The organism is uncultured Schumannella sp., from assembly GCF_905479755.1.
Lineage (GTDB): Bacteria > Actinomycetota > Actinomycetes > Actinomycetales > Microbacteriaceae > DCRR01.
This window is the reverse complement of the sequence record NZ_CAJQNT010000004.1, coordinates 1-21800: the sequence shown is the minus strand read 5'-3', so window position 1 is coordinate 21800 and position 21800 is coordinate 1. Positions and strand designations below refer to the sequence as shown.

Annotated in this window: 27 protein-coding genes; 24 read left to right on the top strand and 3 right to left on the bottom strand. The window is 68.9% G+C overall.

All coding sequences use genetic code 11. The features are described 5' to 3' along the window. Positions 1-26: 26 nt before the first annotated feature. The 12 genes from infA to QZ258_RS01310 all read left to right on the top strand — a co-directional run bounded on the left by infA (position 27) and on the right by QZ258_RS01310 (position 8140). On the top strand, positions 27-248 hold the full coding sequence (gene infA / locus QZ258_RS01365) for a translation initiation factor IF-1 (protein ID WP_066056559.1): 222 nt from the start codon (positions 27-29) through the stop codon (positions 246-248). Between the two features lie 66 nt (positions 249-314). Further along, a complete protein-coding gene (gene rpmJ / locus QZ258_RS01360; RefSeq protein ID WP_055821300.1) occupies positions 315-431 on the top strand; it encodes a 50S ribosomal protein L36 in 117 nt (38 codons plus the stop codon). Positions 432-559: 128 nt separating this feature from the next. Continuing rightward, positions 560-940 carry a 30S ribosomal protein S13 gene (gene rpsM, locus QZ258_RS01355; protein ID WP_294178336.1) on the top strand — a complete coding sequence of 127 codons (381 nt, stop codon included), beginning with the start codon at positions 560-562 and terminating at the stop codon, positions 938-940. After that, positions 940-1338 (top strand): 30S ribosomal protein S11, encoded by a 399-nt coding sequence (gene rpsK / locus QZ258_RS01350; protein WP_294178335.1) that lies wholly within the window; start codon positions 940-942, stop codon positions 1336-1338. Before rpsM ends, rpsK begins: the two co-directional genes overlap by 1 nt. Before the next feature lie 185 nt (positions 1339-1523). Then, positions 1524-2516, top strand: a complete 993-nt coding sequence (locus tag QZ258_RS01345; RefSeq protein ID WP_294178334.1) for a DNA-directed RNA polymerase subunit alpha — start codon at positions 1524-1526, stop codon at positions 2514-2516. 48 nt (positions 2517-2564) lie between these two features. Next, on the top strand, positions 2565-3086 hold the full coding sequence (gene rplQ / locus QZ258_RS01340; protein ID WP_294178333.1) for a 50S ribosomal protein L17: 522 nt from the start codon (positions 2565-2567) through the stop codon (positions 3084-3086). 85 nt (positions 3087-3171) lie between these two features. Next, positions 3172-4191 carry a GNAT family N-acetyltransferase gene (locus tag QZ258_RS01335; RefSeq protein ID WP_294178332.1) on the top strand — a complete coding sequence of 340 codons (1020 nt, stop codon included), beginning with the start codon at positions 3172-3174 and terminating at the stop codon, positions 4189-4191. 51 nt (positions 4192-4242) lie between these two features. Continuing rightward, the gene (gene truA, locus QZ258_RS01330; protein WP_294178331.1) at positions 4243-5142 is read left to right on the top strand and encodes a tRNA pseudouridine(38-40) synthase TruA; all 900 of its coding nucleotides are present in this window, start codon (positions 4243-4245) and stop codon (positions 5140-5142) included. 164 nt (positions 5143-5306) lie between these two features. After that, complete coding sequence (gene rplM, locus QZ258_RS01325; protein WP_294178330.1) at positions 5307-5753, top strand: 50S ribosomal protein L13; 447 nt, start codon at positions 5307-5309, stop codon at positions 5751-5753. A gap of 34 nt (positions 5754-5787) precedes the next feature. Further along, a complete protein-coding gene (rpsI, locus tag QZ258_RS01320; RefSeq protein ID WP_294178329.1) occupies positions 5788-6276 on the top strand; it encodes a 30S ribosomal protein S9 in 489 nt (162 codons plus the stop codon). Positions 6277-6297: 21 nt separating this feature from the next. Further along, positions 6298-7671: a phosphoglucosamine mutase gene (gene glmM, locus QZ258_RS01315; protein ID WP_294178328.1), complete on the top strand. Its 1374-nt coding sequence runs from the start codon at positions 6298-6300 to the stop codon at positions 7669-7671. Between the two features lie 28 nt (positions 7672-7699). Further along, positions 7700-8140 carry a nitroreductase family deazaflavin-dependent oxidoreductase gene (locus QZ258_RS01310; protein WP_294178327.1) on the top strand — a complete coding sequence of 147 codons (441 nt, stop codon included), beginning with the start codon at positions 7700-7702 and terminating at the stop codon, positions 8138-8140. On the opposite strand, the gene coaA is transcribed toward QZ258_RS01310, so the two are convergent. Beyond that, the gene (coaA, locus tag QZ258_RS01305; protein ID WP_294178326.1) at positions 8137-9084 is read right to left on the bottom strand and encodes a type I pantothenate kinase; all 948 of its coding nucleotides are present in this window, start codon (positions 9082-9084) and stop codon (positions 8137-8139) included. The two genes, QZ258_RS01310 and coaA, sit on opposite strands and share 4 nt — an antisense overlap. A gap of 43 nt (positions 9085-9127) precedes the next feature. On the opposite strand from coaA, the gene glmS reads away from it, so the two are divergent. From glmS to QZ258_RS01265, 8 genes are all read left to right on the top strand, one after another. Beyond that, positions 9128-10978: a glutamine--fructose-6-phosphate transaminase (isomerizing) gene (gene glmS / locus QZ258_RS01300; protein WP_294178325.1), complete on the top strand. Its 1851-nt coding sequence runs from the start codon at positions 9128-9130 to the stop codon at positions 10976-10978. 10 nt (positions 10979-10988) lie between these two features. Continuing rightward, entirely contained in the window at positions 10989-11360 is a 372-nt protein-coding gene (locus QZ258_RS01295; RefSeq protein ID WP_294178324.1) for a holo-ACP synthase, read from the top strand. After that, complete coding sequence (alr, locus tag QZ258_RS01290; RefSeq protein WP_294178322.1) at positions 11357-12472, top strand: alanine racemase; 1116 nt, start codon at positions 11357-11359, stop codon at positions 12470-12472. Before QZ258_RS01295 ends, alr begins: the two co-directional genes overlap by 4 nt. Then, positions 12465-12983: a tRNA (adenosine(37)-N6)-threonylcarbamoyltransferase complex ATPase subunit type 1 TsaE gene (gene tsaE / locus QZ258_RS01285; protein WP_294178320.1), complete on the top strand. Its 519-nt coding sequence runs from the start codon at positions 12465-12467 to the stop codon at positions 12981-12983. Before alr ends, tsaE begins: the two co-directional genes overlap by 8 nt. A 9-nt stretch (positions 12984-12992) precedes the next feature. After that, positions 12993-13637, top strand: coding sequence for a tRNA (adenosine(37)-N6)-threonylcarbamoyltransferase complex dimerization subunit type 1 TsaB (tsaB, locus tag QZ258_RS01280; RefSeq protein WP_294178318.1), 645 nt, complete (start codon positions 12993-12995; stop codon positions 13635-13637). Then, entirely contained in the window at positions 13634-14107 is a 474-nt protein-coding gene (gene rimI, locus QZ258_RS01275; RefSeq protein WP_294178317.1) for a ribosomal protein S18-alanine N-acetyltransferase, read from the top strand. The genes tsaB and rimI overlap by 4 nt, the downstream gene beginning before the upstream one ends. Further along, positions 14104-15156, top strand: coding sequence for a tRNA (adenosine(37)-N6)-threonylcarbamoyltransferase complex transferase subunit TsaD (gene tsaD / locus QZ258_RS01270; protein WP_294178316.1), 1053 nt, complete (start codon positions 14104-14106; stop codon positions 15154-15156). The genes rimI and tsaD overlap by 4 nt, the downstream gene beginning before the upstream one ends. 108 nt (positions 15157-15264) lie before the next feature. Continuing rightward, the gene (locus tag QZ258_RS01265; protein ID WP_294178315.1) at positions 15265-15585 is read left to right on the top strand and encodes a hypothetical protein; all 321 of its coding nucleotides are present in this window, start codon (positions 15265-15267) and stop codon (positions 15583-15585) included. Positions 15586-15649: 64 nt separating this feature from the next. Here QZ258_RS01265 and QZ258_RS01260 read toward each other — a convergent pair whose 3' ends face one another. Then, positions 15650-16825 (bottom strand): class I SAM-dependent methyltransferase, encoded by a 1176-nt coding sequence (locus tag QZ258_RS01260; RefSeq protein WP_294178314.1) that lies wholly within the window; start codon positions 16823-16825, stop codon positions 15650-15652. A gap of 129 nt (positions 16826-16954) precedes the next feature. Between QZ258_RS01260 and groES the strand changes: the two genes are divergently transcribed. The 4 genes from groES to QZ258_RS01240 all read left to right on the top strand — a co-directional run bounded on the left by groES (position 16955) and on the right by QZ258_RS01240 (position 20981). After that, on the top strand, positions 16955-17251 hold the full coding sequence (gene groES, locus QZ258_RS01255; protein WP_294178312.1) for a co-chaperone GroES: 297 nt from the start codon (positions 16955-16957) through the stop codon (positions 17249-17251). A gap of 79 nt (positions 17252-17330) precedes the next feature. After that, a complete protein-coding gene (gene rarD, locus QZ258_RS01250) occupies positions 17331-18266 on the top strand; it encodes an EamA family transporter RarD (protein WP_294178311.1) in 936 nt (311 codons plus the stop codon). Between the two features lie 40 nt (positions 18267-18306). Continuing rightward, on the top strand, positions 18307-19563 hold the full coding sequence (locus QZ258_RS01245) for an ABC transporter substrate-binding protein (RefSeq protein ID WP_294178310.1): 1257 nt from the start codon (positions 18307-18309) through the stop codon (positions 19561-19563). A gap of 152 nt (positions 19564-19715) precedes the next feature. Beyond that, a complete protein-coding gene (locus QZ258_RS01240) occupies positions 19716-20981 on the top strand; it encodes an ABC transporter substrate-binding protein (protein ID WP_294178309.1) in 1266 nt (421 codons plus the stop codon). A 249-nt stretch (positions 20982-21230) separates the two neighbouring features. On the opposite strand, the gene QZ258_RS01235 is transcribed toward QZ258_RS01240, so the two are convergent. Further along, positions 21231-21518 carry a GIY-YIG nuclease family protein gene (locus QZ258_RS01235; RefSeq protein WP_294178307.1) on the bottom strand — a complete coding sequence of 96 codons (288 nt, stop codon included), beginning with the start codon at positions 21516-21518 and terminating at the stop codon, positions 21231-21233. Positions 21519-21800: the final 282 nt, after the last annotated feature.

Here is a 21800-nt window from a genome sequence, read left to right as displayed (position 1 = left end):
GTACACACGTGAGCGCTTGAGAGGTTATGGCCAAGAAAGACGGAGTCATCGAGATCGAGGGATCGGTGGTCGAAGCTCTTCCCAACGCGATGTTTCGCGTTGAGCTGAGCAACGGACACAAGGTTCTCGCCCACATTTCGGGCAAGATGCGTCAGCACTACATTCGTATCCTCCCCGAGGATCGAGTGATCGTAGAGCTGAGCCCCTACGACCTGACTCGCGGCCGAATCGTTTACCGCTACAAGTAGGTACTGCTGGAAAGTAACGGCCGGGCGCCTGACGGCGTCCGTGCACGATGACAGCGAGAGAGAACAATGAAGGTCAACCCCAGCGTCAAGCCCATCTGCGACCACTGCAAGGTCATTCGCCGCAACGGTCGCGTCATGGTCATCTGCAAGTCCAACCCGCGTCACAAGCAGCGCCAGGGCTAGCAGCCAGCTTCACAACTGAATATCTGAACTAGCGCCGTCAGAACCTCGCGAAGAGGGGACACCCCGGGTCGGAGGCCCGGGCACCGACGGTGTGTCACACCTCCGAATGACTCCCAGGAGAAGCCACCATGGCACGTCTCGCCGGCGTCGACATCCCGCGCGAAAAGCGCGTGGAGGTCGCACTGACGTACATCTACGGTGTGGGCCGCACGCGCGCCCTCGCCACGCTCAAGGAAACCGGAATCTCCGGTGACATCCGCGTGAAGGATCTGACCGACGACCAGCTCGTCGCCCTTCGCGACTACATCGAGGGCACCTACAAGGTTGAGGGTGACCTGCGCCGCGAGGTGCAGGCCGACATCCGCCGCAAGGTCGAGATCGGCTCGTACGAAGGCATCCGCCACCGTCGCGGCCTTCCCGTGCGCGGACAGCGCACCAAGACCAACGCCCGCACCCGCAAGGGCCCGAAGCGCACCGTCGCCGGTAAGAAGAAGGCAGGCAAGAAGTAATGGCTACCCCGAAGTCGGCCGCGCGCAAGCCCCGCCGCAAGGAAAAGAAGAACATCGCCGTGGGCCAGGCCCACATCAAGTCGACGTTCAACAACACCATCGTCTCGATCACCGACCCCTCGGGTGCGGTCATCGCCTGGGCCTCCGGCGGCGACGTCGGCTTCAAGGGCTCGCGCAAGTCGACCCCGTACGCGGCCGGGATGGCCGCCGAGGCCGCCGCGCGCAAGGCGCAGGAGAACGGCATGAAGAAGGTCGACGTCTTCGTCAAGGGCCCGGGTTCGGGTCGCGAGACCGCGATCCGTTCGCTGCAGTCGGCGGGCCTCGAGGTCGGCACGATCAACGATGTGACGCCCCAGGCTCACAACGGTGTTCGTCCGCCGAAGCGTCGCCGCGTCTAACTCTCAGACGCCGCGCTGACAAGGTCACGTGGCGTGGTTGGGTGCGCTTCGCGCGCGGAGCGCACCCGACACACCCGCGGAACCGCGGCGCAGTTCTGACAATTCAATAACCCGGCGGACCAGCCACCCGCCGTCTTCCCGTGAGCGTCATATGGCGGACGCTCTCGCCGAAAGGAAACACCACCGTGCTGATTGCACAGCGTCCCACTCTGTCCGAGGAGAACATCTCGGAGTTCCGTTCGCGCTTCATCATCGAGCCCCTCGAGCCCGGCTTCGGCTACACGCTCGGCAACTCGCTGCGTCGCACGCTGCTCTCGTCGATCCCGGGTGCTGCGGTCACGAGCATCCGTCTCGACGGCATCCAGCACGAGTTCTCCACCGTTCCCGGTGTGAAGGAAGACGTCGTCGAGATCGTTCTGAACATCAAGAACCTCGTCGTCTCGAGCGAGCACGACGAGCCGATCACGGCGTACCTGCGCAAGCAGGGTGCCGGCCAGGTCACGGCCGCCGACATCTCGGCGCCGGCCGGGGTTGAGATCCACAACCCCGAGCTCGTCATCGCGACGCTCAACGACAAGGCGAAGTTCGACCTCGAACTCACCATCGAGCGCGGCCGCGGCTACGTCTCGGCGACCCAGAACCGCAGCGAGTTCAGCGAAGCGGGCCAGATCCCGATCGACTCGATCTACTCGCCCGTGCTCAAGGTCACCTACCGCGTGGAGGCCACGCGTGCCGGTGAGCGCACCGACTTCGACCGCCTGGTCGTCGACGTCGAGACGAAGCCGGCGATCAGCCCGCGCGACGCGATCGCGTCGGCCGGTCGCACCCTCACCGAGCTGTTCGGCCTCGCTCGCGAGCTGAACACCGCGGCCGAGGGCATCGAGATCGGCCCGGCCCCGGCCGAAGCCGTTCTCTCGAGCGAGCTCAGCATGCCGATCGAGGACCTCGACCTGTCGGTGCGCAGCTACAACTGCCTCAAGCGCGAGGGCATCAACACGGTGAGTGAGCTCGTGGCGCTCTCCGAGACGCAGCTGATGAACATTCGCAACTTCGGCCAGAAGTCGGTCGATGAGGTGAAGGACAAGCTCGTTGAGATGGGCCTTTCGCTCAAGGACAGCGTGCCCGGCTTTGACGGCGCACACTTCTACGGCGGATACGACGAGGAAGAGAACCTCTAAAGCCGGCCGCCCCGCCGCTTCTGAGCTAGGAAACCAAGGAAAAACGACATGCCTAAGCCCACGAAGGGACCCCGCCTCGGAGGCGGACCCGCCCACGAGCGTCTGCTCCTCGCGAACCTCGCGGCGGCGCTCTTCACTCACAAGAGCATCCAGACGACCGAGACGAAGGCCAAGCGCCTGCGTCCGCTCGCGGAGCGTCTCATCACGTTCGCCAAGCGCGGCGACCTGCACGCGCGCCGTCGCGTGCTGTCGATCATCTCGGACAAGGGGGTCGTGCACGAGCTCTTCACCGAGATCGCGCCGCTCGTTGCCGAGCGTGAGGGCGGCTACACCCGCATCACGAAGACCGGCTACCGCAAGGGCGACAACGCGCCGATGGCCGTGATCGAGCTCGTTCTTGAGCCCGTCACCAAGAAGGCCAAGCCGGCGAAGGCCGCGCCCGCCAAGGCGGAGGCGCCCGTTGAGGAAGCCCCCGTTGAGGAGGCCCCCGTTGAGGAGGCCGCCGCGGCGGATGCTCCCGCCGAGGACGCGCCCGTTGAGGATGCTGCCGCGGAGAGCGACGAGAAGTAGTCGAACGTTTCGACACGCAATGGGGGCCCCGCGGGGCCCCCATTGTTGTCTCGCCGTGGCACCGCCGCGCGAGTACATTCGAGCCATGACGAGCAGTTCGCTGCGTGACCGCCTCGGGGCGGTCGACGAACCACGGCCGCCCGCCGATAGCGCAGGCATCACCTGGCGCCCCGCGACGCACGACGACGTGCGCGCCGTGGTCGACTTTTACGGCGCCCTCGCGGCGGCCGACCATCCGGAATGGGTCGAGACCCTCGAGGAGGTCGCCGAGGAGTTCGCGCATCCCTGGGTCGATCTGAAACGCGACACCCTGATCGGCGAGAGCGCCGACGGGTTCGTGGCGTTTGGTCACGTGCTCGCGCCGCCGGACCCCGAAACGATCGTGCGGTCCATCCTGTTCGGCGGGGTGCACCCGGAGCACCGCGGCCGGGGTCTCGGCCGTCAGCTGCTCGCCTGGCAGCGCCAGCGGGCGCGTCAGCAGCTTGCCGGCTCCGACGAGGCGATGCCCGGATGGATCATGGCGTACACCGAGGAGCGCGCGCCGGATGCCTCGCGCCTGTTCGAACGCGCCGGCATGCCGCTCGTGCGCTGGTTCTCGCAGCTTCGACGGGACCTCACCGAGCCCATCCCCGACCTCGAGGTTCCCGAGGGTCTGCGGCTCGCCGTTCCGCGCGACGAGGATCGTGACGCGGTGCGCGAGGCCAAGAACGACGCGTTTCGCGACCACTGGGGGAGCCAACCGACGACGGCGGAGCAGTGGGAGTCGGGCTGGAACCTGCCGACGCGTGCGCCGGAGCTGTCCCTGCTGGCGTGGGACGGCGATCGCGTGATCGGCTTCGTCACAACGGAAGTCAACCCCGACGACTTCGCACGACAGGGCTACGTCGGCGGCTACATCGGGCTCGTCGGTGTCGTGCGTGACTGGCGCCGACGGGGAGTCGCGCCGGTGCTACTCGCCGAGGTGATGCGCGCCGCGCGAGCCGCCGGGCACGAAAGGATTGCGCTCGACGTCGACAGCGAGAACCCGAGCGGTGCGTTGGGGCTGTACACGGGGATGGGCTTCACCGCGACCTCGCGCTCGGTGGCGCACGTCGAGGAGGTCTAGCCGCACTGCAGGGTTGACCGCGCGGAAGCGGGCGCGGCCTAGACTCTCAGGGTGAATTTCCCGGATGCCTCCGCGCCCTCCGTGCGCGTGCGCCTGGATCTCGCCTACGACGGCACCGACTTTCACGGCTGGGCCAAGCAGCCCGGGCTCCGCACGGTGCAGGGGGAGCTCGAGGCTGCCCTCGCGACGCTGTTCTCTCGGCACCTGCCTGCGCCGACCCTGGTCGTCGCGGGGCGCACCGACGTGGGGGTGCACGCCACGGGGCAGGTGGCGCATCTCGAGCTCACGCCGGCGCAACTCGGCCGGTTGCGCGTCGCCCGGCGCGGGGTCCGCTCGACCGACGACCCCGCGGTGGCGATCTCCTCGCTCGTGCGGCGCCTCAACGGGCTCGCGGGTGCCGCGGGAGACCTGTACGTCGCGCGGGCGACCCCCGCGGCCCCCGGTTTCGATGCGCGGTTCTCGGCGAGCTGGCGACGCTACGAGTACCGCATCGCCGATCTGCTCGCCGCGAAAGACCCGCGCCTACGGCGCTCGACCCTGTGGACGCTCGACGAACTCGACGTGGAGCGGATGAACGAGGCCGCACGCATGCTCCTCGGCCTGCGCGACTTCGCGAGCTTCTGCAAACCGCGCCCGGGGGCGACCACCATTCGCACGCTCCAGCAGTTCGAGTGGCGCCGTGACGAGCACGGCGTCATCGTCGCCGAGGTGCGAGCGGACGCGTTCTGCCACAGCATGGTGCGCGCTCTGGTGGGGGCCGCCACCGCATCCGGCGCGCACAAGCTCGAGACGGCGGAGCTCGTCGACCTCCGCGACGCCGCGACCCGAACCTCGGCGTTCAAGGTGCTCCCCGCCCACGGGCTCACGCTCGTGGAGGTGGGCTACCCCGACGAGGCGGAGCTGGCGGCGCGCGCCGAGCAGACGCGCGCCCGGCGCGCGCTCGAGGAGTGACAGCCCCACGGTTTGACCGCGCCGGGCGAGATCGACTACTCTTACGAAGTTGTGTCTGCACCCGCGGCCACAATTGAGCCCTCCACCGCTGGGTTCCCCGTGATCCACGAGGAACGCACACCGGAGTGGGATTCACGAACACCTCGACAGAAAGCAGTCATTCCGTGACGCGTACGTTCAGCCCCACGCCGGCGGACATCAAGCGCGAGTGGGTCGTCATCGACGCGACCGACATCGTGCTCGGACGTCTTGCCAGCCACGCCGCCGCGATCCTTCGTGGCAAGCACAAGCCCACCTTTGCTCCGCACATGGACATGGGTGACTTCGTGATCATCGTCAACGCCGAGAAGGTGGCCCTCACCGGCCAGAAGCTCGAGAAGAAGTTGGCCTACCGCCACTCGGGCTACCCGGGCGGCCTCACCGCGACGACCTACGTGGAGATGCTCGAGAAGCACCCCACGCGCGCCGTGGAGAAGGCCATCCGCGGAATGCTTCCGAAGAACTCGCTGGGCCGCGCCCAGATCAAGAAGCTGAAGGTCTACGCCGGTGCCGAGCACCCGCACGCCGCGCAGCAGCCCAAGACCTACACCCTGACCCAGGTCGCGCAGTAGCGCCGGCCGGACGATTTCAAGGATTCACGACACCATGGCGAAGATCGAAGATTCCCTGGCCCCGGAGCTCGCCCAGAGCTACAGCACCGAGACCCCTGCCGAGGCGGCTGCGGCCCCCGTGCGCGCACCCCTCAACGTTCCCGGCGCGGCCGTCGGCCGACGCAAGGAAGCGATCGCGCGCGTGCGCCTCGTTCCCGGCGGCGGCTCGTTCACGGTCAACGGACGCACGTTCGAGGAGTACTTCCCGAACAAGCTCCACCAGCAGCTCATCAACGACCCGTTCAAGGTCCTCGAGCTCCTCGGCAGCTACGACGTGATCGCGAAGATCACCGGCGGTGGCCCCTCGGGTCAGGCCGGTGCGCTGCGTCTCGCGATCGCTCGCGCGCTCAACGAGATCGACCGCGACAACAACCGCCCGGCGCTCAAGAAGGCGGGCTTCCTGACCCGCGACGCGCGCGTCATCGAGCGCAAGAAGGCCGGTCTCAAGAAGGCCCGCAAGGCGTCGCAGTTCTCGAAGCGTTAATCCCACTTCGGGAGGAACGCGATGTCGCGTCTCTTCGGTACTGACGGGGTCCGAGGGCTTGCCAACGGTGAGGTGATCACCGCCGGGCTCGCCCTCGGCCTCGCTCAGGCCGCCGCGGTCGTCCTCACCCAGGGGCGGCACGCGGACGAGCTGAAAGCGCAGGGTCTGCGCTCGAAAGCCGTCCTCGCGCGCGATCCGCGCGTCTCGGGCGAGTTCATCGGCGCGGCCGTCGCCGCGGGGCTCGCCAGTTCGGGCATCGACGTGCTCGACGCGGGCGTCATTCCGACGCCAGCCTGCGCGTTTCTGGTCGACGACGTCGGCGCCGACTTCGGTGTCATGGTGTCGGCCTCGCACAACCCGGCGGCCGACAACGGCATCAAGTTCTTCGCGCTCGGGGGAGTGAAGCTTCCCGACGAGGTCGAAGACCGCATCGAGCGAGCGCTCGACCGCCCCAAGCTGACGCCCACCGGCGGCGGGGTCGGACGCATCCGCCGGTTCGCCGACGCGGAAGACCGCTACGTCGTGCATCTGCTCGGCACGCTCGGCACCACCCGGCTGAACGGTCTGCACGTCGTCATCGACTGCGCCCACGGCGCGGCGGCCGGCATTTCACCCCGGGTGTTCGCGGATGCGGGCGCCCAGGTCACGGTGATCGGCAGCGACCCCGACGGCCTCAACATCAACGACGGCGTCGGCTCCACCTACCTGGAGACGGTCGCGGCGGCGGTGCGCGAGCACGGCGCCGACATCGGGATCGCGCACGACGGCGACGCCGATCGCTGCCTCGCGGTCGACGCCGACGGGAACGTCGTCGACGGCGACCAGATCATGGCGATCCTCGCCACCGCGATGCACGAGCGCGGTGAACTCGCCGACGACACCCTGGTGGCGACGGTGATGAGCAACCTCGGGTTGCGCGTCGCGATGCGCGAGCGCGGCATCACCATGATCGAGACAGCCGTCGGCGACCGCTACGTGCTCGAAGAGCTCAGCGCACGCGGGCTGTCGCTCGGCGGCGAGCAGTCGGGCCACGTCATCTTCCGCCACCATGCGACCACGGGCGACGGCATCCTCACCGGACTGCAACTGGCCGCCGAAATGGCGCGCAGCGGCAAGACGCTCGCCGAACTGGCGCGGGTGATGACGGTGTTCCCCCAGGTGCTCATCAACGTGCGTGGCGTCAACCACCGCGGCCTTGGCGCCGACGCCGCCATCGCGGATGCGGTGGCCGCCGCGGAGGCGGAACTCGGTGAGACCGGGCGGGTCCTGTTGCGTCCCTCCGGCACCGAACCCCTGGTTCGTGTCATGGTGGAGGCGGCCGAACAGGCCACCGCGGAACGGATTGCGGAACAACTCGCCGAGGTTGTCCGCACGAGCCTGGGCGCCGACGACTGAACTCCGCGTCGCCCGACGAGGAGGAATCATGCCCCTGACCGGCGAGTACGCACCGAGCACCTCAGAGTGGGCGCGCGAGCAGGCCGAGCGCTACGAGCGATCGGGCGGGACCGACGCGAACGAGCTGCGCGGTCGGCCGGTGATCGTGCTGACGACCGTGGGGGCCAAGTCGGGGATGCTCCGCAAGACCGCGCTCATGCGGATCGAGCACGAGGGCTCCTACGCGGTGGTGGCCTCCCTGGGGGGCGCCCCGAAGCATCCGGTCTGGTACTGGAACATCGTGAAGACCCCGCATGTCGAGCTGCAGGACGGTCCGGTCAAAAAGGACTATCGCGCCCGTGAGGTGAGCGGCGAGGAGCGCGCACTCTGGTGGCAGCGCGCCGTCGCCACCTGGCCCGACTATGCGGAATACGCGACCAAGACGGACCGCGTGATCCCGATCTTCGTGCTGGAGCCCTTCGAGGCCTAGATCTTGCGCAGCAGCACGCTCGACACGGTGTGATCGGCGGCCTTGCGCAGCACCAGGTCGGCGCGCGCGCGCGTCGGCAGCACGTTGTGTTCGAGGTTCGGACCATTGATCTCGGCCCAGATCGAGCGGGCCGTCGCCACGGCCTCGTCCTCGGCGAGGTCGGCGTAGCGGTGGAAGTAAGAGTCGGGGTCGGCGAACGCGCCGCGTTGCAACCGCAGGAAGCGCTCGACGTACCAGCGCTCGATGTCGGCGGTGCGGGCATCCACGTAGACCGAGAAGTCGAACAGGTCGCTCACGGCGAGGCGGGCGCCGCCGGAGGGTGGCTGTAGCACGTTGAGCCCCTCCACGATCAGCACGTCGGGGCGCCGCACGGTGATCTGCTCGCCGGCGACGATGTCGTAGACGAGGTGCGAGTAGACGGGGGCGTGAACCTCGGCCACTCCGCTCTTCACGAGGGAGACGAAGCGCAGCAGCGCGCGCCGGTCGTAGCTCTCGGGGAACCCTTTGCGACGCAATAGGCCGCGGCGTTCGAGTTCGGCGTTCGGGTAGAGGAACCCGTCGGTGGTCACGAGTTCGACGCGGGGAGTGCCCACCCAACCGGCGAGTAGCTCGCGAAGCAATCGCGCGGTGGTCGACTTGCCGACCGCGACCGAACCGGCGACCCCGATTACGAACGGGGTGTGCTGCGGGGTCTGGCGCAGGAATCCGGCGACGTCGGTGCGCAGCGAGCGCGAATTCGTGGCGTACAGGTTCAGCAGCCCGCTGAGCGGCGCGTAGACCTCGGCGACTTCGGCCACATCGAGGCGCTCGCCGATTCCGGCGATCTTCGCGAGCTCGTCGGGGCGGAACGGCTGCGAGGTGCGCGGCGCGAGAGCGGCCCAGTCCCCGCGATCGAGCTCCAGGAACGGAGTCGCCCCGTTGCCGGAGGAATGGGCGTCGGACATCCCCCTCAGGATAGTGCCGCTTCGCCCGCCTAGAATCGACAGCATGTGTGGCATCGTGGGGTACGTCGGGCCGGGTAGCAGTGTCAAGGTGCTGCTGGGCGGCCTGAAGCGGCTCGAGTATCGCGGGTACGACTCCGCGGGCGTCGCGGTGCTCGACGACGCGGGGGTGCTGGGCACGCGCAAGCGCGCGGGCAAGCTCGGCGTGCTCGTCGACGACCTCGAGGCGGCGAACCTCAGCGATGGTCACACCGGCATCGGCCACACGCGCTGGGCGACGCACGGCGGGCCCACCGACGGCAACGCGCATCCGCACCTCGGTGACGACGGCAAGCTGGCGCTGATCCACAACGGCATCATCGAGAACTTCTCCGAGCTGAAGCAGGAGCTGCTGGATGCGGGAGATTCCTTCACGAGTGAGACCGACTCCGAGGTCGCCGCTCTTCTGGTCGGACGCGCCTACCGCGAGACCGGCGACCTGACGGCGGCGCTGCGCGCGGTCGCGGTTCGCCTCGAGGGCGCCTTCACCCTGCTGGTGGTGCACCAGGACGAGCCCGGCGTGGTGGTCGGCGCTCGCCGCAACTCGCCGCTCGTGATCGGGCTCGGCGACGGCGAGAACTTCCTCGGCTCCGACGTCGCGGCCTTCGTCGAGCACACGCGTCGGGCGATGGAGATCGGGCAGGACGAGGTCGTGACGATCCGACCGGATTCGGTGGTCGTCACCGATTTCGCGGGCGCGCCGGTGGAGGCGAAGGAGTTCGAGATCTCGTGGGACGCGTCCGCGGCCGAAAAGGGCGGCTGGTCGAGCTTCATGAAGAAGGAGATCAGCGAAGAGCCGGAGGCGGTCGAGAAGACGCTGCTCGGTCGCGTGCACGACGGCGTCGTCACACTGCCCGAGCTGGACCCCCTCGCCGACATGCTCGCCGAAGTCAATCGCGTGATCGTGATCGCCTGCGGCACCGCCGCCTACGCGGGAATGGTCGGTAAGTACGCGATCGAGGCCTGGGCGCGCGTTCCCGTCGATGTCGAGTTGAGCCATGAGTTCCGCTACCGCGAGCCGGTGCTGGATGAGCGCACGCTCGTCGTGTCGGTGAGCCAGTCGGGCGAGACGATGGACACGCTGATGGCCGTCAAGTACGCGCGCGAACGCGGCGCGCGGACGCTGTCGATCTGCAACACGCAAGGGGCGACGATTCCACGCGAGTCGGATGCGGTGCTCTACACGCACGCGGGACCCGAGGTGGCGGTGGCCTCGACGAAGGCCTTCGTCGCGCAGGTGACGGCGCTCTACCTGCTCGGGCTGGACCTGGCCGCCCGGCGCGGCACGCTGAGCCCGGAGGGCATCGCCGAGAACGTCGCCGAACTGCAGGCGGTGCCGGAGAAGCTCGCCGAGGTCGTGGCGAGCGGTTCGGAGCGGATCGCCGACTTCGCGCGCTGGATGGGCGACACCCAGTCGGTGCTCTTCCTCGGTCGCCACGTCGGGTATCCGATCGCGCTCGAGGGGGCGCTGAAGCTCAAGGAGCTCGCGTACATCCACGCCGAGGGCTTCGCCGCGGGGGAGCTCAAGCACGGACCGATCGCGCTGATCGAACCGGGTCAGATCGTCTTCGTCGTGGTGCCGAGTCCGCGCGACCCCGGGTCGTTGCACAAGAAGGTCGTGTCGAACATTCAGGAGATCCGCGCGCGCGGCGCTCGGGTGATCGCGATCGCCGAGCTCGGCGACGTTGAGGTGGTGGCGCACGCCGATGAGGTGATCCGCATCCCGCTCGCGGCTCCCATGTTCGAGCCGCTGCTCGCGGTCGCGCCGCTGCACATCTTCGGCATGGAATTGGCGAGCGCCAAGGGGCTCGACGTGGACCAGCCGCGCAACCTGGCCAAGTCGGTCACGGTCGAGTAGGCGCCAGACGATGATCGCGGGGATCGGGATCGACATCGTCGACCTCGCCCGCTTCGAGCGGGCGGTCGATCGCACCCCGCGCCTGCGCGCCCGCTTGTTCGCTGAGAGCGAACTTGTGCACGAGGGGCGCGAGCTGCCGCTGCGCTCACTCGCGGGGCGCTTCGCCGCGAAAGAGGCGCTCATGAAGGCGCTCGGCGAGACGGACGGCGTCGCCTGGCACGACATGGAGGTCGTGCGCGACACCGAGGGCAATCCCTCCTTCCGTGTCGGCGGGGCCGTCTCGCAGATCATGGAGCGCCGAGGCATCACGGCGCTGCACCTCACGATGTCGCACGACGCCGGCATCGCGATCGCCCAGGTGATCGCCGAGGCTTCCGCGTGACCTCGCCCGTGCGCGAGGCGCGCATCGACCTCGAGGCGGTGCGCGAGAACATCCGCGTGCTGCGTGAGCTCGTGGCCCCCGCGCGCGTGCTCGCCGTCGTGAAGGCGGAAGGCTACGGACACGGTGCCGAACTAGTGGCGCGCGCCGCGGTCGAGGCCGGGGCGGACTGGCTCGGCGTCGCCGACGTCGAGGAGGCGCTCGCGCTGCGCGCGGCGGGCCTCGACGTGCCGCTGCTCGCCTGGCTTCACGGCCCCGAGGCCGACATGACCGGCGCGGTCGCGGCCGGCATCGATCTCGGCGTCAGCTCGCTCGCCCAGCTCGACCGGGTCGCCGCACACGACGGCGGACGCGTGCATCTCAAGATCGACACCGGCCTCAGCCGCAACGGCTGCGCCCCCGAGGACTGGATCGAACTCGTCGCGCGCGCGGCCGAGCTCGAACGTGCCGGCCGGCTGGTCGTGCGCGGAATCTTCTCTCACCTGTCCAACACGAGCGCCGACGAGGATGCGCTGCAGCGAGCCCGGTTCACCGCCTCGGTGGACCTGGCGCGCGCCGCCGGCCTCGCCCCCGAGTTGTGTCACCTCGCGGCGAGCCAGGCGGCCATCACGACCCCCGAGGCGCGGTTCGACATGGTGCGCGTGGGCATCGCCATGTACGGGCAGGCTCCGGATCCGAGCGTCGACATCGCCGCGCTGGGGCTTCGCCCCGTGATGGAGCTGGCCGGGAGCGTGGCCGCCGTCCGCCGAGTCCCCCAAGGAGCGGGGGTGTCCTACGGCTACACCTATCGCACGCCGGCGCCGACGACGCTCGCGCTTATTCCGCTCGGCTACGCCGACGGGGTGCCGCGCAGCGCCTCCAACCGCGGGGCCGAGGTCGCGATCGCGGGGGTGCGGTATCCGGTCGTCGGGCGGATCGCGATGGACCAGTTCTTGGTCGATGTCGGCGAGGCCGCCGTACAGGTCGGCGACCGCGCGGTGCTGTGGGGCGACCCCGCCGCGGGGGCGCCGAGCGCCGACGAGTGGGCCGAGTGGGCCGGCACCATCAACTACGAGATCGTGACCCGGGTCGGACCGCGCGTCACGCGAACACCGGTCGGGGAGCTCGATGTTTGATCTGATCATCCCGGATGCCGAGGCGATGGAGTCGTTCGGCGCCCGCCTGGCGCCGCTGCTGCGGGCCGGCGACCTGGTGCGCCTGGACGGCGAACTCGGCGCGGGCAAGACGACCTTCACGCGGGGCTTGGGCGCGGCGCTCGGCGCGCGCGGAGCCATCACGAGCCCGACATTCGTGCTCGCACGCGAACACCCCACCGCGAGCGGTGTGCCCCTCGTGCATGTCGACGCTTACCGCTTGAGCTCGGGACGCGACGTCGACGATCTCGATCTCGATCTCGACGGCTCGATCGTCGTCGTCGAGTGGGGCGCCGGAAAACTCGACGACATCGAGGCGTGGCTGGGGATCGAGATCGAGCGGCCGCACGGCGGCGCCGACGTCGTTGATGCCGACGCCGACCCCGAGCTGGCCGATGAGCCGCGCGCCGTGCGGGTGATCGGGGTGGGCGAACGGGGCCGCGAACTCGAGGGCGCGCTCTACGCTGCGCTCGACGCGGATCCGTCGAACTAGGCTCGATCCGTGCTTCTCGCCATCGACACCTCCACGGGCACGAGCGTGGCGCTCGTGGACCCGGATCGCGGGGTGCTCGCCGAGCACACCGTCGTCGATACTCGACGTCACGCCGAGGTGATCGGCACGCTCATCGAGCGCGTGTTCGCCGAGACGGGCATCGCCCCCAGAGAGCTGAGCGGCGTCGTGGCGGGCATGGGCCCGGGGCCCTTCACGGGTCTGCGCGTCGGGATCGCCGCCGCGCGCGCGTTCGCCCTCGGGATCGATCGTCCCGTGTTGCCCGTCGCCTCGCACGACGCCGTCGCCTTTGCCGCCGCGCAGGCCGGCACGGCGCGACCGCTCCTCGTCGTGACCGATGCGCGTCGACGCGAACTGGCGTGGTCGAGCTACGACCTGCCGGATGCGGACGGGCTCCCCGTGCGGCTGGCGGGCCCGGCGCTCATCCTCGCGGCCGAGTTGGGTGAGGCCGGCCCGCCGTCCGCGGGGCTGCCGAACAACTTCGTGCGGATCGACGCCGCCGAGATCCCCGCCGGAGCGCTCGGGCTGGTGGCCGCCGCCCGGCGCGCGCGGGGTGAGGGCTCTGGCGCCGCCGAGCCGTTGTACTTGCGGGCGCCCGACGTCACGCTGTCGACCCCGAAGCGGGTGACCGGATGACCGACACCGTGCGCCGCGCGCGCGCCGACGACCTCGACGCGATCATGAATCTCGAGACGGAGCTCTTTCCCGGCGACGCCTGGTCGCGAGGCCAGATGGCCGAGGAACTCGCCTCGCCCCACGGCTACTACGTCGTCGCCGAGACCGGAACCACCGTGGACGGTTACGCCGGTCTCCGCGCCCCGCGAGGCACCGAACAGGGCGACATTCAGACGATCGGGGTGGCGCCGCACGCGCGACGTCGAGGACTCGGTCGCCGCCTGCTGGGCATCCTGTTGGCCGAGGCCCGAGACCGCGGGATGCGCGAGGTGTTTCTCGAAGTGCGGGACGACAACCCTGCCGCGCAGGCGCTCTACCGCGCGCACGGCTTCGACGCGATCGCCGTGCGCCCGCGCTATTACCAACCCGACGACGTCGATGCGATCGTGATGCGACTCGTCTTCACCGACCCCGAGGTGGTGCCCGCATGAGCGACCCACTCGTTCTCGGCATCGAGACCAGCTGCGACGAAACCGGCGTCGGGATCGTGCGCGGCCAGACGCTGCTCGCCAACGTCATCGCGTCCTCGATGGACGAGCACGCGCGGTTCGGCGGAGTGGTGCCGGAGATCGCCGCGCGGGCGCACCTCGAGGCGCTCGAGCCGACCATCCGCGCGGCGCTCGCCGAGGCGGACGTCGCCCTCGGCGACCTCGACGCGATCGCCGTGACCAACGGCCCCGGGCTCGCCGGAGCGCTCATGGTCGGGGTCGGTGCGGCGAAGGCGCTCGCGGTCGCGCTCGATCGACCGCTCTACGCCGTCAACCACCTCGTCGGGCATGTGGGCGCCGACCTCCTCGGCGGCACCGGCGACGAACCTCTCGAACTGCCGACCATCGCCCTGCTGGTCTCGGGTGGGCACACCTCGCTACTGCTGGTGCGCGACCTCGTGAGCGACGTCGAACTGCTCGGCGAGACGATCGACGACGCCGCCGGCGAGGCCTTCGACAAGGTCGCGCGTCTGCTCGGACTGCCCTACCCCGGCGGCCCGCAGATCGATCGTGCGGCGGCGGCCGGCGACGCGACCGCGATCCGGTTCCCGCGCGGCCTCACCGCGCCGAAGGATCAGGCGAAGCATCGCTACGACTTCTCGTTCTCCGGGCTCAAGACCTCGGTTGCGCGTTACGTTGAGGCGGCCCACGATCGCGGCGACGACCCGGCGATCGCCGACGTCGCCGCGAGCTTCCGTGAGGCGGTGGTCGACGTGCTGATCACGAAGGCGCTGGATGCGTGCGCGGTTCACGGCATCCCGCGCCTGCTGCTCGGGGGTGGCGTAGTCGCCAACGCACGATTGCGCGAGGTGGCAACCGCGCGCTGTGCCGAGGCGGGCGTCGCGCTGCGCATCCCGCCCCTGTCGCTGTGCACCGACAATGGGGCGATGATCGCGGCGCTCGGGGCGCAACTGATCGCGGCCGGACATTCCCCGTCGAGCCTTCAGATCGGGGCCGATTCGACGCTGCCGGTGACGACGATCCAGTCCTGACGGGCGCTGACGCAGGTCGCGGCGCGCCGCACGTTCCGTTGACAGCCTCCGGGAGCACTGGAAGCATTGATGCGCTGGGACACCAGTGCATATCAAAAGGAGACCTCCATGACTGACAGCACCACGCCCCCGCCCGCGGCCCCGGCCCCCGCGCCCGGTCCGGCCCAGACGCTGAGCCTGATCTCGTTCATCGTCGGGCTCGCGAGCTTCCTGTTCGCGCTCATCCCGGTCCTCGGATTCCTCGGCGGTCTCGCCGCGGTGATCCTCGGATTCATGGGCAAGAAGAAGGAACTCGCCGCCCCGAAGTGGATGTGGCTCGTCGGCATCATCGCCGGATTCGTCGCGATCGCGATCAACATCATCTTCGTGATCGTGTCGATCATCCTGCCGCTCATCTTGGTGGCGAGCTACGGCACGTACGGCTACTAAGCACTGATCGACGGCGGGGGAGGCAGCAGCCGCCCCCGCCGTCATCGTGTTCGGGAACGTCCGCTCAGACGCGCTCGGCGAGGAGCGCGACGCGTTCGCCCGCGACGCGCGTGAGGATGAGGGTCGCGCTCTCCGGCCCCGCAAGGGAGAGCCGCACCCGGAACTCGGCGGGGTCGATGTCGACCCCGCGCTTCTTGATCTCGAGCGTTCCGATCTTGCGCGCCGCGAGTTCGCGCTTGAGCGTCTTGACGTCGAGCGGGAAGCGCTCGCGCACCCGGAAAACCTGACCGAACGGGGTCTCGGGTGCGGTGTCGGTCGTGATCCAGGCGATCGTCTCGTCGAGCATCCCGCCGTCGAGTGCGCGCGCGAGATCGCCGATCAGCCGCGCCCGGATGACCGCCCCGTCGGGTTCCACGACGAACTCGCCGAGCGCTCGCACCTCGGCATCGGCGCTGTCGCCGGGCGCGGTGAGCTCGGCGGCGCCGTGCGCACCGAGCACGAGCGCCGCGCGACGAACGCCGTCGCGGGCGAGTGCGCCCGACCAGAGCACCAGTTCGACCACCTCGTGATCGGCCGAGATCCATTGCGCCTCGACGTCCTCGGGAATCAGCTCGCGATCCAGGCCCGGGGCCAGCTTGATCCCCGTCGGAAGCTCGCGGGCTCTCGCGAACGCCCAGTCGAGCGAAGGCGACCAATCCGACGGGTCGGTGAAGCGACGAGCGCCGGATCGCCTCGCGGGATCGATCCACAGGCCTCCCACCCCCGCGAGGTCGACCTCGGTCGCGTCGCCGTGCTCCACCCGCGCCGAGGCGAACGGGGCGAGGTTGTAGGCGGCGAGAGCGGCCGTCACCTCATCGCGCTCCACCGCGACCACGCCGAGGTCGAGGGCGGCCAGGGCGAGACTGTCGGCGCCGATGCCGCAGCCGAGGTCGGCCACCACATCGACTCCGGCGCCCGCGAACCGCCCCGCGTGCACCGAGGCGACCCGCAGCCTCGTCGCCTGTTCCAGGCCTTCCGGGGTGAACAGCATCCGGTCGGCGAAGTCGCCGAACTTCGCGCTCGCCTTGGCGCGCAGTCGCGCCTGGCCGAGCACGGCCGCCACGCGCCCGGGTGCATGGCCCGCCTTGCGCAGCCGTGCCACGGTGCTCACGATGTCGGTGGTGGAGTCGATCGGGCCGACCTCATCGAGCAGGCGCAACCCCTCCGGGGTCAGCAGCTCGCGCAGTTCGGCGACATCCATGCGCCCCACGCTACCGGGCGGAGACCCGCGATTGGCACTCGCGTTGATCGACTGCTAATCAGGCCCTATAGTGGGTCTGGCACTCTCAGTGGGAGTGTGCCAACCATGAGTTTCAGAAAGAGGTCACACGTGTCGGTCTCCATCAAGCCGCTCGAGGATCGCATCGTCATCAAGCAGGTCGAAGCTGAGCAGGTCACCGCGTCGGGTCTCGTGATCCCCGACACCGCGAAGGAGAAGCCCCAGGAGGGTGAAGTCGTGGCAGTCGGACCGGGTCGCATCGACGACAACGGCAACCGCGTTCCGCTCGACGTCGCCGTCGGCGACAAGGTCATCTACTCGAAGTACGGTGGCACCGAAGTGAAGTACGGCGGCGAGGACTACCTCGTGCTGTCGGCTCGCGACGTGCTCGCGGTCGTCGGCTCCTAGTCGACGAGAATCCGCCGAAAGGCCCCGTGGCTCCGCCATCGGGGCCTTTCGCGTTTCCGGAGGACGTACGCTGACCGTTGTGTCGTCCGTCTCCGCGTCCCGTGCGCCCCGGCGCCAAGGGGCCGGGCTCGTCTTCGTCATCTCGGCGTACGCGCTCTGGGGGGCCTTCCCGCTCTACTTCCTGCTCCTCGCGCCCGCGACGCCATTCGAAGTCGTCGCGTTCCGGGTCGTGCTCTCGCTGGTCTTCTGTGTCCTCGTGATCACAGTCCTCCGGCGGTGGCGCGCGATCGTCGGGCTGCTTCGCCAACCTCGCGTCGTCGCCACCATGGCGTTCGCGGGTGCGCTGATCTACGTCAACTGGCTCTTCTACGTGCTGGCCGTGTTCGAGGACCGTGTCGTCGAAGCCGCACTCGGCTACTTCATCAACCCCATCGGAACCGTGCTGCTCGGCGTGATCGTGCTGCGCGAAAAGCTGCGACCCGCGCAGTGGGTCGCGGTCGGGATATCGGCGATCGCGGTGCTGGTCATCGCCATCGGGTACGGCACGTTCCCGATCATCGCGGTCGTCCTCGCGACCTCGTTCGGGCTCTACGGCTACGTCAAAAACCGCGTCGGTGCGCAAGTGGATGCCCTGAGCGGCCTGACCATCGAAACCGCCGCCATCGCGCCCCTCGCGGTCGCCCAGCTCGTGATCGTGTCACTCGTGGCGGGGCTCGAATTCGGCGAGAACGGGGCCGGGCACACGCTCGCGATGCTGTCCGCGGGAGTCGTCACCGCCATCCCGCTGCTGCTGTTCGCCGCCGGCACGCGCCGACTGCCCCTGGTCGCGGTCGGGCTCGCCCAATATCTGACCCCGATCCTGCAGTTCGTGATCGGCGTCGCCGTCCTCCACGAACCGATGCCGCTGGAGCGGTGGATCGGGTTCGCGCTTGTGTGGCTGGCGCTGCTGATCCTCTCGGTCGATATGGTGCGCGCGGGGCGCGCAAGCCGTCGCGCCTCCCCGCCTCCGCTCTGAGGCCGAGGTACAGTCGCCTCATTCGCCGAAAGGAGCCTGGATGCCGCGCGGTCTCGCCCGACTCGGTGCCGTGACGGCGCTCGTCCTCGCCGGCACGCTGCTTTCGGCGTGCGCCGAAGAGCGCGTCGCGATGCCGACGCCGACCCCGACGCCGAGCGCGACGGCCCTCGGCGACGGCGTCCTGCGCATCGGCACCCTGTTCCCGACCTCCGGTGATCTGGAATACCTCGGCGACGGCCAGGTCGCCGGTGTCAACGCCGCTGTCCGCCAGATCAACGACGAAGGCGGTGTACTCGGCGCCAAGGTCGAGGTCGTTCACCGCGATTCCTCCGACGCGGGAGAGAAGAAGCTCGAGAAGAGCTTCGCCGAACTCGTCGACAAGGGTGTCGACGTGATCATCGGGCCGTCGACCTCCGTCTTGACGCTGCGCCTCCTCCCGCTCGCCGCGGAGGCGGGGATACCGATCATCACGCCCGCCGCGACGTCGCCCCAGCTGACGAGCTTCGACACCGCCAACTGGGTGTTCCGCACCATCGCCAGCTACGACCACCAGGGCGTCGTGCTCGGTTCGCTACTGCCGGAGCGCGAGCAGGAGCGCGTGGCACTGATCTACGTCGACGGCCCCTACGGGCAGTCGCTGGTGTCGCCCCTGGCGACCTCGTTGGAGGAGTCGGGGGGCGAACTCGTCGCCAGCATCCGCATCACGAGTGATTCCAAGGTGGACGACGTGATCGACGAGATCCAAGCATCCGAGCCGGACGCCGTCGTGCTCGCGACCACCGACAACGGCAAGGTCACGCGGAGCTACATCACGGCGCTCACCAAGGCGAAGCTCGGCGGCTCGAAGCTCTGGCTCACGAGTCTCAACATGGCCGACTACTCGCAGTCGCTCGACTCCGGAACGCTGAAAGGCGCCAACGCCATCCTCGAGGGAGCGCCCGGCGACAAGGCGTTCAGCGCCCTCATCAAGCGCGAAGACCCCAAGGTCAGCGAGTACCGCTACTCGGTCGAGGCGTTCGACGCGACCGTGCTCGCGGCGCTTGCCGCCGTCACCGCCGGGAGCGACGACTCCCTGGCGCTGCGCGCCGCGCTCATCGACGCGAGCGTCGGCGGCATCAAGTGCACGAGCTTCGGGGAGTGCGCCTCGGTGCTTCGCACCGAACCGGATGCCGACTACGACGGCCTGAGCGGGGTGCTGAATCTCGACGAGAACGGTGACCCGACCCGCGGCTCCTACGGCATCTACCAGTACGGCTCCGACAACAAGTTCACCCGGAAGAGCACCGAAATCGGTTGATCGCGACGAAATTCGTCGAATATAACGATTCGGACCGTGTTACACGGTTGTAACAGTGATGAATTGTTCGTTGTTGCTGCGCCCCGTAGCGTGAAACCCACGCAGTGCTGCTCTCGCGGCACCGCCCTGTCCTGAACACGATGAGGAGCAACATGACCAGCACGAAGGCTCACGCCATTCGTTCACGGTCGCTGAAGGCATCGATCGGTGGTGTCGCAATTCTGGCGACGACCGCCCTCGTGCTCAGCGGCTGCGCCCCGACCGACGAGGGGTCGACCCCGGCCGGAGACCTGACGCTCAAGATTGGTACCGCGCTTCCGCAGACCGGTAACCTTGCGTTCCTCGGCCCGCCGGAAGAAGCCGGCGTCGCGTACGCGGCCTCCCAGGTGTCGGCCTACGCCGAGACCACCGGCCTCAGCCTCGAGATCGTCTACGGCGACTCGGGCGACACCGACAACAAGGCCTACGAGACCGAAATCCCCCGCCTCCTCGGCGAGGACGTCTCGGCGATTCTCGGTGCGGCATCCTCGGGTGTCTCGCTTCAGTTCATCGACCAGGTGACGGGTGCTGGCGTGATCCAGTTCTCGCCGGCCAACACCTCGGACGCCTTCTCGACCTACGACGACAACGGGCTCTACTTCCGTACCGCCCCGTCGGACGTCCTGCAGGGTGAGGTGCTCGGAAACCTGATCGCGGAAGACGGCAACCAGACGCTCGGCATGATCGTGCTGAACGACTCGTACGGCACCGGCCTCGCGAAGTACGTCACGGAGGCCTTCGAGGCCGCCGGTGGCGAGGTTGTCGCGGCCCCGACCTACAACACGGGTGACACGACCTTCGACGCGCAGATCTCGGAGGTGCTCGCGGCGGACCCCGACGCGATCGCCCTGATCACGTTCGCCGAAGTTTCGACGATCATCCCGAACGTCGTGAGCGACTTCCCCGCGGAGAAGCTCTACTTCGTTGACGGCAACCTCGCCAACTTCGGTGACGAGTTCGCTGCCGGCACCCTCACGGGCGCCAAGGGCACGCTGCCCGGCCTCAGCGTCGACACCCTGGGTGACTTCACCTCGGCACTCGACGCCTTCCTCGCGGAAGAGGGCTCGGACGCGCTCGACGAGTACAGCTACGCGGCCGAGTCCTACGACGCCGTCATCCTCCTCTCGCTCGCCGCTCTCGCGGCCGGCTCGACCGAGGGTGCCGATGTCGCGGCGAAGCTGCAGGAAGTCTCCGGTGGATCCGGTGACGGAGAGAAGTGCACGACCTTCGAGGCGTGCGCCGACATCATCCTCGGAGGCGGCGTTGCCGACTACGACGGTGTCTCCGGCCCGATCACGTTCGACGAGGTCGGCGACCCGACCGAGGCGTCGATCGGCATCTACATCTACGGTGACGACAACACCTACACCGCGTACTAAGCGGTGACGGAAGGGCCCCGGTCTTCGGACCGGGGCCCTTTCGCGTCCCCATCCGCTCGCCGCTTGAGCAGCGCCTGCGCCGCTGTATCGAAACCGCAGGGTTCTGCGGGTTGAGTAGCGCCCTTCGGGCGCGTATCGAAACCGCAAGGTTCCGCGGGTTGAGTAGGCGCCTGCGGCGCTGTATCGAAACCGCAGGGTTCTGCGGGTTGAGTAGCGCCCTTCGGGCGCGTATCGAAACCCAGGCCGCCCTCACTCGCCGCCGAACACCTTCCTGCTGAGCCCGGGCAGCTCATTCCAGCGCGAGTCGATCAGCGCTTCACGCTTCCGCCGCGACCAGCCCTGGAGTTGCTTCTCGCGGGCGTACGCGTCATCGATGCGGTCGAACTCCTGCACGAAGACCAGCTCGACCGGCTGCCGCCGAGCCGTGTACGCGCTGCCGGCACCGGTGGAGTGCTGCCAGAGCCGATGCTCGATGTTGCGGGAGCTTCCGACGTAATAGCTGCCGTCGCCGCAACGCAGGATGTAGACGCCCATCATCCCCGGATGATGACGCGGTGAGGGCGTCGGGCGCGGGCGCGATCCACAGGAGACGTGGGTTTCGATACGCCGCTTTCGCGGCTACTCAACCGGCGGGGACGTGGGTTTCGATACGCCGCTTTCGCGGCTACTCAACCCGCGGGGGCGCGGTTTCGATACGGCCTGCGGCCTACTCAACCGGCGGGGAGCTTGGCGGTCGAGTAGTCGCGTCGCGACGTATCGAGGCCCCGGGTGGGGCGCGGTTTCGATACGGCCTGCGGCCTACTCAACCGGCGGGGAGCT